Source organism: Kitasatospora sp. NPDC096204 (assembly GCF_044763205.1).
GTDB lineage: Bacteria > Actinomycetota > Actinomycetes > Streptomycetales > Streptomycetaceae > Kitasatospora.
In genome coordinates this window covers 44,259-59,072 of sequence record NZ_JBIWFT010000028.1, presented here as the reverse complement: position 1 = coordinate 59,072, position 14,814 = coordinate 44,259, and the positions used below count along the sequence as shown (strand labels likewise).

At 73.4% G+C, this 14,814-nt stretch carries 10 protein-coding genes; 1 reads left to right on the top strand and 9 read right to left on the bottom strand.

The features are described 5' to 3' along the window. Positions 1 to 44: 44 nt before the first annotated feature. From ACIQ87_RS27305 to ACIQ87_RS27290, 4 genes are all read right to left on the bottom strand, one after another. Positions 45 to 302 (bottom strand): thioesterase II family protein, encoded by a 258-nt coding sequence (locus tag ACIQ87_RS27305; RefSeq protein WP_402411228.1) that lies wholly within the window; start codon positions 300 to 302, stop codon positions 45 to 47. A gap of 182 nt (positions 303 to 484) precedes the next feature. Further along, positions 485 to 622 (bottom strand): Imm51 family immunity protein, encoded by a 138-nt coding sequence (locus tag ACIQ87_RS27300; RefSeq protein ID WP_402411225.1) that lies wholly within the window; start codon positions 620 to 622, stop codon positions 485 to 487. Positions 623 to 746: 124 nt separating this feature from the next. Further along, entirely contained in the window at positions 747 to 1,616 is an 870-nt protein-coding gene (locus ACIQ87_RS27295; protein ID WP_402411222.1) for a potassium channel family protein, read from the bottom strand. A gap of 126 nt (positions 1,617 to 1,742) precedes the next feature. Continuing rightward, positions 1,743 to 2,747, bottom strand: coding sequence for a LacI family DNA-binding transcriptional regulator (locus ACIQ87_RS27290; RefSeq protein WP_402411220.1), 1,005 nt, complete (start codon positions 2,745 to 2,747; stop codon positions 1,743 to 1,745). A 192-nt stretch (positions 2,748 to 2,939) separates the two neighbouring features. Here ACIQ87_RS27290 and ACIQ87_RS27285 point away from each other — a divergent pair, with 192 nt between their 5' ends. Then, positions 2,940 to 4,676: an amidase gene (locus ACIQ87_RS27285; protein ID WP_402411218.1), complete on the top strand. Its 1,737-nt coding sequence runs from the start codon at positions 2,940 to 2,942 to the stop codon at positions 4,674 to 4,676. 252 nt (positions 4,677 to 4,928) lie between these two features. Here the strand turns inward: ACIQ87_RS27285 and ACIQ87_RS27280 are convergent, their stop codons facing one another. From ACIQ87_RS27280 to ACIQ87_RS27260, 5 genes are all read right to left on the bottom strand, one after another. Then, entirely contained in the window at positions 4,929 to 9,218 is a 4,290-nt protein-coding gene (locus tag ACIQ87_RS27280) for a hypothetical protein (protein ID WP_402411215.1), read from the bottom strand. Positions 9,219 to 9,340: 122 nt separating this feature from the next. Continuing rightward, positions 9,341 to 10,876: a hypothetical protein gene (locus tag ACIQ87_RS27275; RefSeq protein WP_402411213.1), complete on the bottom strand. Its 1,536-nt coding sequence runs from the start codon at positions 10,874 to 10,876 to the stop codon at positions 9,341 to 9,343. A gap of 163 nt (positions 10,877 to 11,039) precedes the next feature. Next, positions 11,040 to 11,459: a VOC family protein gene (locus ACIQ87_RS27270; protein WP_402411210.1), complete on the bottom strand. Its 420-nt coding sequence runs from the start codon at positions 11,457 to 11,459 to the stop codon at positions 11,040 to 11,042. Next, positions 11,456 to 11,578, bottom strand: a complete 123-nt coding sequence (locus ACIQ87_RS27265; protein WP_402411207.1) for a hypothetical protein — start codon at positions 11,576 to 11,578, stop codon at positions 11,456 to 11,458. The genes ACIQ87_RS27270 and ACIQ87_RS27265 overlap by 4 nt, the downstream gene beginning before the upstream one ends. A gap of 943 nt (positions 11,579 to 12,521) precedes the next feature. Continuing rightward, positions 12,522 to 14,771, bottom strand: a complete 2,250-nt coding sequence (locus tag ACIQ87_RS27260; RefSeq protein ID WP_402411205.1) for a trypsin-like serine protease — start codon at positions 14,769 to 14,771, stop codon at positions 12,522 to 12,524. Between the last annotated feature and the right edge of the window lie 43 nt (positions 14,772 to 14,814).

Below are 14,814 nucleotides of genomic sequence, written 5' to 3'. Positions count from 1 at the left end.
GCCCGGAGCGGTCGCTGCCGGTCCGGGCCGCCGCGGCGGGGTGTTCAGGAGGTGGTCAGACGGTCCGTCATCGTCCGGACGATCGCGCCCTGGTGGGTGGCCAGGTAGAAGTGGCCGCCGGGGAAGACCCGCAGGTCGAAGGAGCCCTCGGTGTGGTCGGCCCAGGCGGCGACCTCGTCGACGGTGGCCTTGGGGTCTTCGTCGCCGGTCAGGGCGACCAGCGGGCAGCGCAGGGCCTCGCCCGGCTCGTAGGCGTGGGTCTCGGCGGCCTTGTAGTCGGCGCGGGTGGCGGGCAGGATCATGCGCAGGATCCCTGGGCCCCGACCAGGCCCGATACCCGGACGGCACCCCGCCCCGGACGCGGCGGCGTGAACCGCACCACACACGTCCTGCCGGTCACCGCACAGGTGTCGGCTGCGCATGAACGGCGCCGCGCCACTCGCCGCGCCACACGCCGAACACACCCGCGCGGCCGAACGCACTTTCAGCCGATGTACTCCCTGAGCACGAACCGGTCCCGCCATGCCTCCTGCAAGAGCGCCCCCAGGACCCTGAGGGCATCGGCGTCCTCGCCGAAGGCGCAGAACGTGCCCGGCTTGTGGTCGAACTCGAAGAACAGCAACGGGGAGAAGGCTTCGCGATCGATCAGGCGTCGACCTTACGAAGTCGCACCGACAGACCCGGTCCCTACGAGCGGTGCCTCGAACCGCCCTTCCCCACCGATGCCATCAGGGCCGCACCCGGGTTCAGACGCCGTCGTCCGCCCCGGCCGCGGGCGGCTCGGGGCGGGTTCCCGCAAGCCTCTCGGCCAGGTCGGCGACCTCGCGACGCAGGGCTGCCACCTCTGCGGTCAGGGCCTCCAGGGGTGCGTCCGCGGACGCGGTGGCCGCGGCGGTGGGCGTGGCCGCGGGCGACGGCGACCCGCCGACGTCCTCGGCGTCCGCCCCGCTCCCGTCGAGTCGGAGAAAGCTCGCCAGCGCCCCCGCGAGCACACCCAGCACGGCGATCCCGGTGACCATGATGGCCGTCGCCACCCAGCGCCCCGACAGGGTCTCGGGAACGATGTCCCCGTAGCCGACCGTGGTGAGGGTGACGATGCCCCACCACAGGGCATCGCCGACCGTCGCGAACTCGGGGTTGACCGGGCTCTCGGCACGGTACGCGGTCAGCGAGCCGACCACCACGATCCCGATCGCCACGACGGCGACCCGCCCCAACTGCTGGAACAGGTGGCGGGCTCCTCGGCTGACCATCACCAGACGGGCCAGCCGAGCCAGGCGCAGCATGACCGCGAACCGGCCCGCGGACGCGCCGGGGAGCAGGAACCACGGCGCGGTGGCCACCACCACGAACAGGTCGAAGCAGCCCAGTCCGGTTCGCCCGTAGTGGTGACGGCGACGGGCGTGCACGACGTAGTCGGCCAGGAACACCAGCCAGGTGGCGATGCCGACGACGACGCCGACCGCCCCGCCCGACTGCGGGACGATGACGAACGGCAGAAGGGCCGAGACCACGAGCGGCAGCCGCATGGCGGCGTCGAAGCGCTTCAGGAACGCGGCGTCGCGCGCCGACCGGGGCTCGCCCGGCCGACACTCCGTTCCGGGGGCACCGTCCATGCACGCGAGCATGCCAGACCGGCCGCGGCGTTCCCGTGAGCGCGGCACCTGTGGCGCCGACACGGAGCTGCCGCGCTCCGGCGGACCTTCGAGTTCAGGACCGACCGAGTTCAGGACCAACCGAGTTCAAGACCGACCGGCGGCGGTGGAGTCCCGGACGTTCAGCGCCCAGTCGTGGCGACGTACGACGCCGGGCTCGGCCTCCCCCGCCAGCAGATCACTCAACAGGGCCGCACACGCGCGCCCGTACTCCGCGGCCCGCAGGTCGACGGCCGTGACCGGGGGACTCGAACCGCGCGCCGCGGCGCCGTCGACACAGACGGCCACCAGCAGGTCGGTCCCCGTCCACAGGCCGGCCCGTGCCGCCGCCGCCAGCACGCCCGGCACCGCGCCGTCGGGGGCGCACACCACCGCGTCCAGGCCCGGGACGCCGGCGATCAGGTCCGTGGTGGCGGCCTCGGCCTCGGCCGGTGTGGCCGCGAACGGCACCGTCCGCAGGAGCACCTCGGTGCCGTGGCGCGCGCTCCAGGTGTCGGCCGCCGCCCGGAGCGCGGCGGCCCAGTCGGAGCCGGGGCCGGGCGCCAGCAGGGCGGGGCGGCGGGCGCCGCGCTCGGCGAGGTGGTCCAGCAGCGCGGCCAGCGAGGCGGCGTTGTCACACACCACGGCCCCGCTGGGTGCGGCCCCGCCGCCGAGGTAGCGCTCGCCGGTGACCACCGGCACCCCCGCGTCCAGCAGGTGGGGGACCTCCGGGTCGTCGACCTCGGGGTCGATCACCAGCAGGCCGTCCACCCGGGCGGCGAGTCCGCCGCCGGACGCCGTGCCGGGGGCCAGCAGGACGAGGTCCAGGCCGTCCTCCCGGGCCCGCTCCACCGCGCCGAACGCCAGGTTCATGTAGTACTCCAGCCGGGTCGCGGTGCGCGGCAGGTGCAGGCCGATCGCACCGGTGCTGGAGCGGCGCAGGCTGCGCGCCGCGGTGTTCGGCCGGTAGCCGAGCCTCCGGGCCACGTCCTGTATGCGCCCGCGCGTGGTCTCGGACACCCGGCCGGAGCCGCCGAGCGCGTTGGAGGCGGTGCTCTTCGACACCCCGGCCGCCCGGGCCACGTCGATCAGGGTCACGGAGCGGCTGGTCACAGCCAGGAAGTCTAGACGCAGCCCGGAACAGGCCACCCGCTCCGGTACGCGCTCCTTGCTGGAACGTTCCAGCAATGCATAAGGTGCACGTGCTGGAACGTTCCAGCAGCGGCTGCCGACTTCTGACGCGGTGCACGTGCGACCGGAAGCATGCGGGCCGCGCGAAACCCGATCACCCCAGGAGCCATCCGCATGACGCGGGGATTCGACGTAGTGGAAACCGGTATCGCCGACCTGCGCGCAGCGCTGGAGAAGGGCGAGACCACCGCGGTCGGGCTGCTCGACGCCTACCTCGCACGGATCGAGGCGTACGACCGGCCGGGCACCGCCACCGCGCTCAACGCGATGGTCGTGATGAACCCGGACGCCCGCGCCGACGCGGAGGCCTCCGACGCCCGCCGCGCGCGCGGCGAGACCCTCGGCCCGCTGGACGGCATCCCGTACACCGCGAAGGACAGCTACCTCGCCAAGGGCCTGACCGCCGCGGCCGGCTCGCCGGCCTTCGAGCACCTCGTCGCCCAGCGCGACGCCTTCGCCATCGAGCGGCTGCGCGCCGGCGGGGCCGTCCTCATCGGCCTGACCAACATGCCGCCGATGGCCAACGGCGGCATGCAGCGCGGCGTCTACGGCCGCGCCGAGAGCCCGTACGACGCCGACTGGCTCACCAGCGCCTACGGCTCCGGCTCCTCCAACGGCTCGGGCACCGCGACGGCCGCCTCGTTCGGCGCCTTCGGCCTCGGCGAGGAGACCTGGTCATCGGGCCGGGCACCCGCGTCCAACAACGCGCTGTGCGCCTACACACCCAGCCGCGGCGTCATCTCGGTGCGCGGCAACTGGCCGCTGGTGCCGACCATGGACGTCGTGGTCCCGCACACCCGCACCATGGCCGACCTGTTCGAACTGCTCGACGTCATCGTGACCGACGACCCGGACACCCGCGGCGACCTGTGGCGCGCACAGCCCTGGATCCCGCTGCCCGCGGCGTCCCGGGTCCGCCCCGCCTCCTACCCGGCGCTGGCCCCCGCGGACACGGCGGCGGCGCGCGCGGCCCTGGCCGGCAAGCGGGTCGGCGTGCCCCGGATGTACGTCAACGCCGACCCCGACGCCGGAACGAACCCCGACGGCGGCATCGGCGGCAGCACCGGACAGCGGATCGACACCCGCCCCTCGGTGATCGACCTGTGGAACGCGGCGCGCCGTGACCTGGAGGCGGCCGGCGCCGAAGTGGTCGAGGTCGACTTCCCCGTCGTGACCAACTACGAGTCCGACCGCCCCGGCGCGCCCTCGCTGCTCACCCGCGGGCTGGTCGGCCGCGACTTCCTGAAGGTGGAGATCGAGGACCTCTCCGCTTGGGCCTGGGACGACTTCCTGCGTGCCAACGGCGACCCCGCGCTCGCCACCCTGACCGAGGTCGACGGCGACCGCATCTTCCCGAAGTGGGAGGGTGAACTCCCGGACCGCTACGACGGCTTCGAGGACTCGATCAGCGACTACCCGCGCTTCGTGCGCGAGCGCCCGTACGCGTCCTTCACCGACATGCCGCACCTCGAAGAGGGACTGCGCGGGCTGGAGGAGACGCGCCGGATCGACCTGGAGCAGTGGATGGACGAACTCCGCCTGGACGCGGTGGTGTTCCCCACGGCCGCCGACGTCGGCCCGGCGGACATGGACGTCTGCGAGGCGTCCGCCGACCTCGGCTGGCGCAACGGCGTCTGGGTCGCCAACGGCAACCTGGTCCCCCGCCACCTCGGCATCCCGACCGTGACCGTCCCCATGGGCACCATGACCGACACCGGCATGCCCGTCGGCCTGACCTTCGCCGGCCGCGCCTACGACGACAACGCCCTGCTGACCCTCGCCGCCGCTTTCGAGGCGACCGACGACCGCCGGACGGTACCGCCGCGCACCCCGCGGCTCACGGCGCAGTGACCTGACGGCGTCGCGGCACCGCCCTGCGCGGTGCCGCGGGCCTGCACCCCCAGGTCGCCGTCTCCACCCTCGACCTGCTGACCGCGAACGACGTCACCGTGGAGGCCCGGGTCGGCGCGGAGTCCGACGGCCACCAGTCCGCCGACCGGTCCGTCTTCGGACGCGACGCACACTGACGGCACACGCCCGCCGAGCCGAAGGGGCCGGCCTCCCACCGTTCCACCGATCGGGCGAGCGAGGCCGCCCAGGTGGTCACAGCGGGGTGCCGGTACCGGCGGGGTCGGTGGGCAGGGACGCGATGTCGATCGCGAGGTAGCCCGACGAGGTGCCCGCGATGAGCAGCCCGTGGCCTTCCGCCAGTGCCTCGACTCGGTCCGCCAGGTTCAGTGTCTGCCCGGTCCGGGTGTGCGGGTCCCAGATCCGCACCGTCTTGTCGATGCCGCCACTGGCCACCCGCGCCGTGCCGTCGGGCGCGTCGAACGCCACCACCGCGCTCACCCAGTGGTCGTGCCAGGTCAGGGGTGCGCCCTCCAGGGCGCCGGTGGCCGGGTTCCAGACCCGCACCGTCCCGTCCTCGCCACCGACGGCCATGCGTGGCGCGCCGTCGGCCGCGGTGAACGCCGCCGCCTTCCGCGCCCCGCTGGTGCTCCCGGTGAGGGGGCCGTCCTCCTGGGTGCAGGTGACCGGGTTCCAGATCCGCACGTTCCCGTCGCTGTCGGCGACGGCCAGGCGCGCAGTGCCGTCGGCGGGGGTGACCACCATCACCGAATCCACCACCCTGCCGTTCCCGGTGAGGGGCACGCCCTCCTGGGCGCGGGTGGCGGGGTTCCAGATCCGCACCGTCCCGTCGCCGTCGCCGGCGGCCAGGCGCGGCGTGCCGTCGGGCGCGGTGAACACCGCCACCGCGCGCAGCCAGCTGGTGTGGCCGGTGAGGGGCGCGCCTTCCTGCCTGCCGGTGGCCAGGTTCCAGATCCGCACCGTCTTGTCGTGGCTGGCGGTGGCCAGGCGCGCAGTGCCGTCGGGCGCGGTGAACACCGCCACCGCCATCACTCCGTAGATGCTGTCGTCGGCGGGTTCGCCTTCCTGGGGGCGGTCGGCCGGGTTCCAGATCCGCACCGTGTGGTCCTCGCCGCCGGTGGCCAGGCGCGGGGTGTCGTCGGCCGCGGTGAACTGCACCACCGCGCTCACCCAGTGGTCGTCGCTGGTGACGGGTACGGCTTCCAGGGCGCCGGTGGCCGGGTTCCAGACCCGCACCGCCCCGTCGAAGCCGCCGGTGGCCAGGCGCGGGGTGCCGTCGGCCGCGGTGAGCACCATCATCGCCGCCACTCCGAAGTTGTGGGTGATGGTGTCGCCCTCCTGGGTGCCGGTGGCGGGGTTCCAGATCCGCACCGTCCCGTCGCCGCCGGTCGTGGCCACGCGCGCGGTGCCGTCGGGTCCGGTGAACGCCACCATCGCACGCACGACGCCGCTGTGGCCGCTGAGGGTTCGGCCCTCCTGGGTGCCGGTGACGGGGTTCCAGATCCGCACCGTCGTGTCGTCGCTGCCCGTGGCCAGGCGCACGGCGCCGTCGGGTGCGGTGAACACCGCCACCGCGTTCACCTTGTCGGTGTGGCCGGTGAGGGTTCGGCCCTCCTGGGCGCGGGTCGCCGGGTCCCAGATCCGCACCGTCCGGTCGTCGCCGCCCGTGGCCAGGCGCACGGCGCCGTCGGGCGCGGTGAACACCGCCACCGCGGCCACTCCGCTGCCGTGGCCGGTGAGGGGAACGCCGTCCTGGGTTCCGGTGGCCGGGTCCCAGATCCGCACCGCCCCGTCGTCACCGCCCGTGGCCAGCCGCACGGTGCCGTCGGCTTCGGTGAACACCGCCACCGCACGCACCTTGTCGGTGTGGCCGGTGAGGGAAGGACCGTCCTGGGCTCGGGTCGCCGGGTCCCAGATCCGCACCGTCCGGTCCGCACCGGCCGAGGCCAGACGCGGAGTGCCGTCGGGTGCGGTGAACAGCGCCACCGCGTTCACCTTGTCGGTGTGGCCGGTGAGTTGCAGGTGGAGTTGACGTTGCCGGAGTTCGCCGACGGTCAGATCCGGAGGCCATCCGCGCGGGTCGCGGGGGCGTGCTTCGGCCGGGGGCGGGGCGCCCTGGATGTAGCTGGTGCCGAGTCGGCGCCACCAGCGACGCCAGCCGGCCGTACTGCCCGCCGCCTGCTCGGTGGCGGCGGTGTCGCGGGCGTGGTGCTGGAGCAGGACGGTTCCGGCGATGGCCGGGGGCAGTTCGTGGGAGGGCAGGCCGTGGTCGAAGGCCGCGGCGGTGATGCTGGTGAGGTCGAGGGCGTCGAGGACCTCGGTGTGGTCGGCGAGGGTGTGGAGGGCCCCGGCACTGTGGCCCAGGCGGGCGTGGACGGCGAGGTGGTGGCGGATGTACGGGCTGACGACCGCGTCCGGCGGGACGGTGGCGTCCTCCTGCGTGGCGTCCTCCTGCGCGCCCAGGCTCTGCCGGCCGTGCCCGGCGAGGGCGGCGGTGAGGAGGGCGTGGCCGCCGGCCGTGTCCGGGGCGGCGGTGAAGTGTTCGGTGAAGGTGCGGTGGGCGAGGCGGTAGACGCTCCGCTCGTGTTCGTGGTCGAGGGTGAGGTAGGGAGCGGCGTCCCGTAGCAGCTCGGGGATGCTGCCGCCGGTGTCGGTGCGGCCGTCGAGGGCGTCGGCGGCGAGGGCCCAGATGCCGTCCTGGGCGGGCAGGCCGCGCCCCTGGGCGAGGCCGAGGGCGCGCAGGAGGGGGGCGTAGTCCGGGTTGGTGCGGTGGAGTCGCCGGAGGGCGCGGGTGAACAGTTGGCGGTGGGTGCGGCCGATCAGGGGGGTAGGGTCGGCGAGGAGGCCCGGGTCGTTGAGGAGTTCGTGGGCGGCGAGCCGGGCGTAGAGGAACTGCTGTGGCTCGGCGCCGTGTTGCTGGTGGTCGGTGACGAGGCGGTGGACGGCGTCCTCGATGGTCGCCTCGTCGGCGTCGAGGACGCCGCGGTGTCTGGCGGCGTCGAGCTTGGTGCGCAGGTATCCGGCGAGGGCCTGAGGGTCCTGCTTCACCTCGACGTGTTCGACGTCGGCCCACGGTCCGGCCTCGCCACGGGACGGTCGGGGGCCGGTCGGCCGGGGGCGGAGCGCGTCGAGGATGTCGGTGTCGGTGGGGGTGGGCTGGTCGGGGCCTTCGTGGGTGGAGCGGCGGGTGCCGATGACGACCCGGACGGCGGGCAGGGCGGCGAGGGGGCGCAGCAGGAGGGCGGCGATGAGCAGCGGCTGCTCGGCTTCGTCGAGGGCGTCGAACAGCAGCGTCAGCCGGGTCGGCCGGGCGCGCAGCCGGGCGACGAGTCGGGCGGCGAGGACGGCGGGTGGCTGACCGTCGTCGGCCTGCCGGACGAGGTCGGGCAGGCCGGCGGCTTCGGCGAGGAGCTGGACGGTGCGGGCGAGGGTGAGGCCGGAGAGGTGGGCGACGAGGTCGAACGGGTCGTCCGGGCACGGCACTTCGGCGGGCAGCGCGGTCAGGTGGCCGTGGCGGACGAGGACGTCGCGCAGCCGGGTACGGGTGTGCAGCAGGACGTGGCCGAGGAGGGCCGACTTGCCGGAGCCGGCGGGGCCGGTGACGACGAGGGCGCCCCGGGTGGCGGTGGCCAGCCAGCGCAGGATGCGGTCGCGTTCCTCGGTGCGGCCGTGGAAGTACCAGGCGAGTTCGCCGAGTTCGGCACCGGACGCCTTGGGGAGGAAGTGGCGCTGCTCGTCGGTGGGCAACCGGTCGATGACGGCCTGGAGTTCGGCGAGCTGGTCCAGCGGCGCGGACACGGTGGTGGCGGCATCGGGGGTGAGACGCACGAGCCGGTCGCCGTGCACGGCCCGGTCACCGCGGTAGCCACCGCGGAGTTCGCGGTTGAGTTCGACGCCGAGTTCCGCGAGGCCGATGTCGGGCTTCCCGCGGAAGGTGACGGTCAGGACGCGGCGGAGGGCGCCGGTGAAGGTGCCGAGTTCGGTGTAGCCCTCGGCCGCGGTGGACAGCAGCAGGTAGCGGCCGGCATCGCGGTACTTCTTGCCGAGGAGGATGCGGTGCACCTCCTGGGCGAAGCCCTGGGAGAAGCAGGCGTCGATGACGACGATCGCCCAACTGTCCTCGCTGTCGGGGTGGACCTGGCGGCTGCCGATGGCGCGGGCGACTTCCTCCGGGGAGATTCCGTCGTCGATGGGGGTGGGGGTGCGGTGGTGGGCGAGGTGTTCGGCGCTGCCGTGGCCGACCCAGTAGAGCACCGTGTTGCCACCGCGGGAGGCGGTGGGCCGCTTCCATTCGCCGAGCCGGTCCTCGACCGCCTGCCGGTCCCGTTCGTCCTCGGGGGTGGCCCAGCTGTTGACGCGCGGACCGTACGGGGCGAGCAGGTCGGCGATCGCCCGGACGTGGGACCCGGTGTCCAGGTCGTGGTGGTGTTGGTAGGCGGTGAAGTTCACCGGGAACAGCTCGATCCCTCCGCCCTCGGGGGGCGGTTCGGTCGGGTTCCGGTCGGTACCGACGGGTGTGGTCAAGGCGGGGTTCCGATTCAGGCGTCGGGCGGGTCAGGCGTCGGGCGTCGGGCGGGGTTTCCGGCTCAGGCGTCGGGCCGGCTCTCCGACTCAGGCGTCGGGTGCGGTCGAGGCGGCGTTCCGGCTCAGGCGTCGGGCGGGCTGACGAGGACGAGCTGGGTGATCGGTACGTGGTCCTCGACGTCCAGGGTCACGCGGTACAGGTCGGGCGCGTCGGCGGTGAAGCGGGCGGCGAGGGCGCCGTCCGTTCGGTCGGGGTCGCGGCGGAGGGTGAGGGGGTGGCCCATGCGGCCGGTGGTGGCGCTGCGGACGGTGAGGCTCCCCCTGGCCGGGGTGTCGAGGCCGGTCACGTGGAGGGTGAGCGGCTGCCCGAACGTCCCGCCGAGCCGCGGGGTCTCCAGGCCCGGTCCGGCGCTGGTGCCGGAGAGGCGAGGCCCCTGGGGGCGTTCCACGGCGATGTTGCGGAGTTGGCGCAGGACGTCGTCGTGGCGCATCAGGGTGCCGTGCTGGCCGAAGACGTAGGTGCGCGCCTCGGTGCCGCCGGCCTGGGCGGAGGGGGTGTGCACGGTGCCGTCGCCGCGGGAGTCGCGGCGGGCGGGGATGCCGGTGGCCGGGTCGCGGACGAGTTCGCCGTCCGCGCCGGCGTCGAAGGAGTGGTGCCGTCCGACGGCGACCGCATGCCCGGCGCGCTGCTGTTCGTCGAGGGTCTGCACGGTGGCCTGTCCCTCGCCGACGATCGCGCGGTGCCCGGGCATCGCGAACGGGTGCTCCCAGCGGCGGGTGTGCTCGTCGAGCGAGCGGGCGGCCAGGTGTTCGTCGCCGCCGAGCCGGGCGACATCGGCGGGGGTGAGACGGTCGACCTCCAGTCCGCGGTCCAGGCAGCGGTAGTCGGGCAGCAGGTCGTGGACGCCCGGCAGGGTCGCCGCCATCGCCTGCACCTGTCGCAGCAGCCTGGCCGGTTTCGCCCCGGCGTGCAGGAGGTTGAGGGTGAGGACGGACTTCACGGAGCCGAGGAACGGGGTCCCGACGGTGACCACCGCCCGGGTGTCAGCCGCGAGTTCGGGGTCCTGCTCCAGTGCGGCCCGCACCACCAGCCCGCCCATCGAGTGCGCGGCGAACAGCAGCCGCGGCTGCCGCCCACCGGCGGCCCGCCACTCGGGCCGGGCGGCGACCCGCTCCCGCCAGTCGGTCAGGTGCGCGCGGGCCGCGCGGGCGAGCACCGCGCCGTTGTAGGCGACGGCGAGGCGCCAGTCGTACGGGAACGGCGCCACCGCCTCCGGCGCCAGCGTGACCTTCCGCAGGCTCTTGACCGCCTCGCCATAGGGGTCCAGGCCCTCCAGGACGGGCAGCCACCACGGCTTCGCCAGCAGCCCGGTCGCCCGGACGCGGGTCAGCGGCGCCCGCCGGAAGGTGTCCGCGTCGGCGGCCCGCTCCGACTCGTCCGCCCGCAGCGCACCGAACAGCCCCTCACCGGCCGACGCACCCGTCAGCATCCCGAGGTCCACACCCCACAGCGGGCGCCCCGTCGCGGCGTCCTCCAGGACGCTGCCCATGATGCCCGGCACCACGACACACGCGTCCGGCGTCCGGTCCTCGAACACCGGCGGCACACCCGAGTAGGGCACCGAACCGCCGAACCCGCCGTCCCCCAAGCTCCCCATGCCACCCGACGATAGGGGAGCAGACCCGCCACGCGTGCGGCTTCGTCGAGAAACCACCAGCCGTCCGACCGCCGCCACAGGGTGCGGAACTCGGGCCGGACGTCGACGGCCGGCTCCCCGGGGCGGGAGCTGTCGTCACGACCTGTGGCCGGGGTGATCGTCGTCAGTCCGGTTCGGACGGGTTGACGGCGACGAGTTCGACCTCGAAGCCGTCGGTGTTCTCCAGGTAGGCGGCGTAGCTCTGTTCGCCGCCGGCGTGCGGGTGGCGGTCGGGGAACATCAGGTTCCAGCCGTGCCGCAGTGCCTCCGAGGCCAGTGCCTCCACGGTGTGGTGGTCTTCGACGTGGAACGCCAGATGGTTCAGCCCGGGCCGGCACCGGTCGTGCCGGCCGGCGGTAAGGTCCGGGGACTGCTCGAAGACCAGGTAGGTCGCTCCGAGCCTCCAACTGCGGCCGTTGCCCCAGCTCTGGAAGAGCGTGTAGCCCAGGGCCTCCAGCAGCCAGCCGAAGGAGACGACGGCCCGCTCCAGGTCCGGCACCCAGATCTCGACATGGTGCAGTGCCCCGTTGGTCGGCCGGTTCATGCCGCCACCGCCGGGGCCGGTCCGGCCGGGCGCCCTGCGCCGGCGAACGTCGACTCGATCAGACCGGTCGAGCGCCGGTGGGCCCGGTGCTCGGCCGGGAAGTCATGGAACGTCAGCAACTCGTCCTCATCGTGGGTGATCTCGCAACGGCCTCGGGGAACCTCTCCCCCATACTGCCCGACGAACGCCTTGATGCCCCGGCCCGTGTGCTCGCGGAGCGCCGACGACTCCCACACCCCAGACCTCGACCACGCTCGCCACCTCCCTCACGCCCTCCGCCGGAACGCCGCCCCGGGCTTGGCAAGCCACCGCCGACCAGCCGGGAGCACCGGCGTTTCCTCGGGCACGTAGGGTGCCGCAACCGACCCAACTGCCCGCCGAGATTGCCATCCTCGGCCCGCACCCGGCCTCCATCGACGGCCTGGCTCGAATCCTGGGCCGACGAAGTGGCCGCGTACTACGCGGACGCCCCATGCGGGCCGCTGGTTCGGGCCCGATGGCCGGCTTGTCAGCCTGTGCGAGGGGAACCGGGTGCCGGGGCACCTGAGCGACTGGCCTTCCGCAGTGAGCGTCCAGGAGGGCGACCACGCGAAGGGAGTGCCGGCGTCCTGGTTCTGTCTGACGGGCTGAAGCTGCTCGGTGTACTGGTACGTCTCGTTGCAGAGGGCCGGGGCCTGCCGACGGTGCTACGCCCCGTGATGCCTATTGGTTGTCCTCGTCATCCTCTGGCTCGGCGGTCCACCACAGGTCGATCCGGTAGGTCCCAAGGACCTCCCCCATGGGCCATCCCGGACTCCCTACCGCCCACCCTGCAGTTGACGGCCCCGGCGAGGCGTCAGACGGTGCGCCGCAGCAGCGCCGGGTACAGCGCGTCGACCAAGAACTCGACAACCGGACGGCGACCGCCTGCCGCGAGGCCGCTGTCCGGCTCGGGGCGGGTATGCGGGACGCCCGGCGGGCTCCAAGTGCTCCTGAAGGAGGCAGATGGAGCCCGCCGGGCGTGTGACGGCATCCGGCCGAACGAGTCACCCGGGCTGTGCTTGGTATTGGTTGACGCAGCGATCAGGCGAGGGTGTTGGTGGCCCAGATGGCGTTGCCGATGCCTTCGCCGCCGTCGGCCTTGTAGACGACGAGGTTGCCGTCGTCCTGGAGCTTCAGGTAGGCGCCCGCCGACCAGAAGGTGCCGGTGGCCCAGAGGCTGCGGTTGCCGTCCGCGGAGGAGACGATGGCGTTGCCGTCGGCCTGGATGCGAAGGGATGCGTAGTTGTTGCCGGCGGTGTTGCTGTGCCACAGGACCGTGTTGTCGCTGAGGCGGTAGAGGACGAGGTCGCCGTCCCACTGCATCGCCAGGCGGGTGGTCTTCGCGTACACCTGCTGGCCTGCCGCAAGCTGGCTGACGGGTCGGAAGGTGCCGGAGGACCAGACGGAGTTGGCGGCCGTCTCGGCGGCGCCCTTCTTGTACAGCACGAGGCCGCCGTCGTCCTGGAGCTTGAGGAACGCGCCGCTCTGGCCCCACGTGTTGGAGCCCCACAGGGCACCGGTGCCGGCGGACGGGTTGGCATCGCTCTTGTAGACGACGAAGTTGCCGTCCGGCTGTACGTGCGCCCACGCCCCCTTGTTCCCGGAGGTGTTGGTGTTCCAGGTGGGCTCGGCGTCGGCGCGGCGGTAGCGCACCAGGTTGCCGTCCTCCTGCATCTCGACCACGGCGGTCTGCGACTGGAACCACTGACCGGTCTTGATCTTGGTGTCGCTGTTCAGCTTCGGGTCCAGGCGGGTGGCGCCGGTGGACCACAGGGCGGCGCTGCCGTCGGCCTTGACCACGGCCAGGCTGCCGTCGTCCCGGAGCTTGAGGAACGCGCCGCTCTGGCCCCACGTGTTGGACGCCCACAGGGCACCGGTGCCGGCGGACTGGTTGCCGTCGCTCTTGTAGACGACGAAGTTGCCGTCCGGCTGCACATAGGCCCACGCCCCCTTGTTGCCCGAGGTCCCGCTCGACCACAGGACACCGGCGTTGACCTGCCGGTGGGTGAGGACCAGGTTGCCGTCCGCCTGCATGGTCAGCTTCAGATCCGCACCGGTGATCGACTGGCCGGACTGCAGCTTCGTGTCCGACTTGACCACCACGCCACCGGTGGCCACGGCCGAGGTGACCCAGGCGGCCAGGCCGTCGGTACGGGCGGCGTAGGCGCCGGTGCGGGTCTCGGTCGCGGGGGTGTCGAGGCAACCGCCCCGCCAGGAACGGGAGATGACGCCGACCAGGGCGGCCTTGCCGTTCTCGGTGCTCCAGATCGGCCCGCCGGCGTCGCCCTTGCAGATCAGGCCGGGGGCGGTGGGGGTGAGGTCGAAGCCGGCGGCCACGACGGCGCCTGCGATGGCGGCAGGCGCGTGGAGCTTGCCGGGGGCCCACTCGGTGGCGGTGCGGCCGTAGCCAGCGGCGGTCAGCGTTCCACCGGCGGCTGCCGCGGTCGTGGCGAGGGCGATCGGCGCGATTCCGTCGGCCGGGACGTCCAGGCGGGCCAGGACCAGGTCGCGGTCCTGGTGGGGTGCCAGCTCGATGATCCTGGTCTGGTGTCCGCCGGTGGCGTTGAGGTCGGTCCTGCCGATGGTGGCGGTGGTGGGCTGCTTGGGTGCCCCGGCCGTGACGGTGCCAGGGTTGGAGGGGTCGTCGGCGAAGCAGGACTTGGCGGTGAGGATCCACTGCCGGTCGACGAGTGCGCCAGTGCAGGTGCGGCCCTGGTCGCCGACGGCGAGGTGGGCGGCGAACGCGCTGGCGGGATCGGGTTGTCCCGTGGGCGGGGTCACGGTGGAGCCGGTGACGCGCAGTTCGAGGAGGACGGCGTGGGCCTTGGGGTCGAGTGACTCGCCGATGCCCTTGGTGCCGTTGGCGGGGACATCGGTGGTCTCGGTGGGCTTCTGGTCGGTGGACAGGCTGGCGCGCACCGAACGGTTGTAGGTGGTGATGCGGTAGGCGTCGGGGATGGTGAAGGCGAGGTAGCCGGTGGCGCCGGGGGCGGCGAAGCAGATGATATCGCCGTCGTCTTCGAGGGCGGTGCGTGCGAGGACCTTGATCTGGTAGCCGCCGGGCTGGGTGCAGTCGGCGAGGGTGATACCACCGTCGCCGCGAGTGAGGGTGATGCCCTTGTCGGCCAGGATCTGGGCGGCGTCGGGATAGGCGCCGTCCTCGACCACGGTGGGGGCGTCCGCGGCGGAGGGGGTTTCGGCGAGTGCGGGCGCGGCGGACGCCAGCCCGGCGAACACGGTGAGTGCCACGGCGGCTGACGCCGCCCTGGCACGGGGAGCACGGTATCTCATGAAATTCCTTTGACTTGTCCCGGTTTGGTTAATGTCTTTATGC

Bases quoted from the DNA above. Each gene is read 5' to 3' on its own strand.
- ACIQ87_RS27305 (WP_402411228.1), bottom strand. From the start codon at position 302: ATGATCCTGCCCGCCACCCGCGCCGACTACAAGGCCGCCGAGACCCAC.
- ACIQ87_RS27295 (WP_402411222.1), bottom strand. From the start codon at position 1,616: ATGGACGGTGCCCCCGGAACGGAGTGTCGGCCGGGCGAGCCCCGGTCG.
- ACIQ87_RS27285 (WP_402411218.1), top strand. From the start codon at position 2,940: ATGACGCGGGGATTCGACGTAGTGGAAACCGGTATCGCCGACCTGCGC.
- ACIQ87_RS27275 (WP_402411213.1), bottom strand. From the start codon at position 10,876: ATGGGGAGCTTGGGGGACGGCGGGTTCGGCGGTTCGGTGCCCTACTCG.
- ACIQ87_RS27270 (WP_402411210.1), bottom strand. From the start codon at position 11,459: ATGAACCGGCCGACCAACGGGGCACTGCACCATGTCGAGATCTGGGTG.
- ACIQ87_RS27260 (WP_402411205.1), bottom strand. From the start codon at position 14,771: ATGAGATACCGTGCTCCCCGTGCCAGGGCGGCGTCAGCCGCCGTGGCA.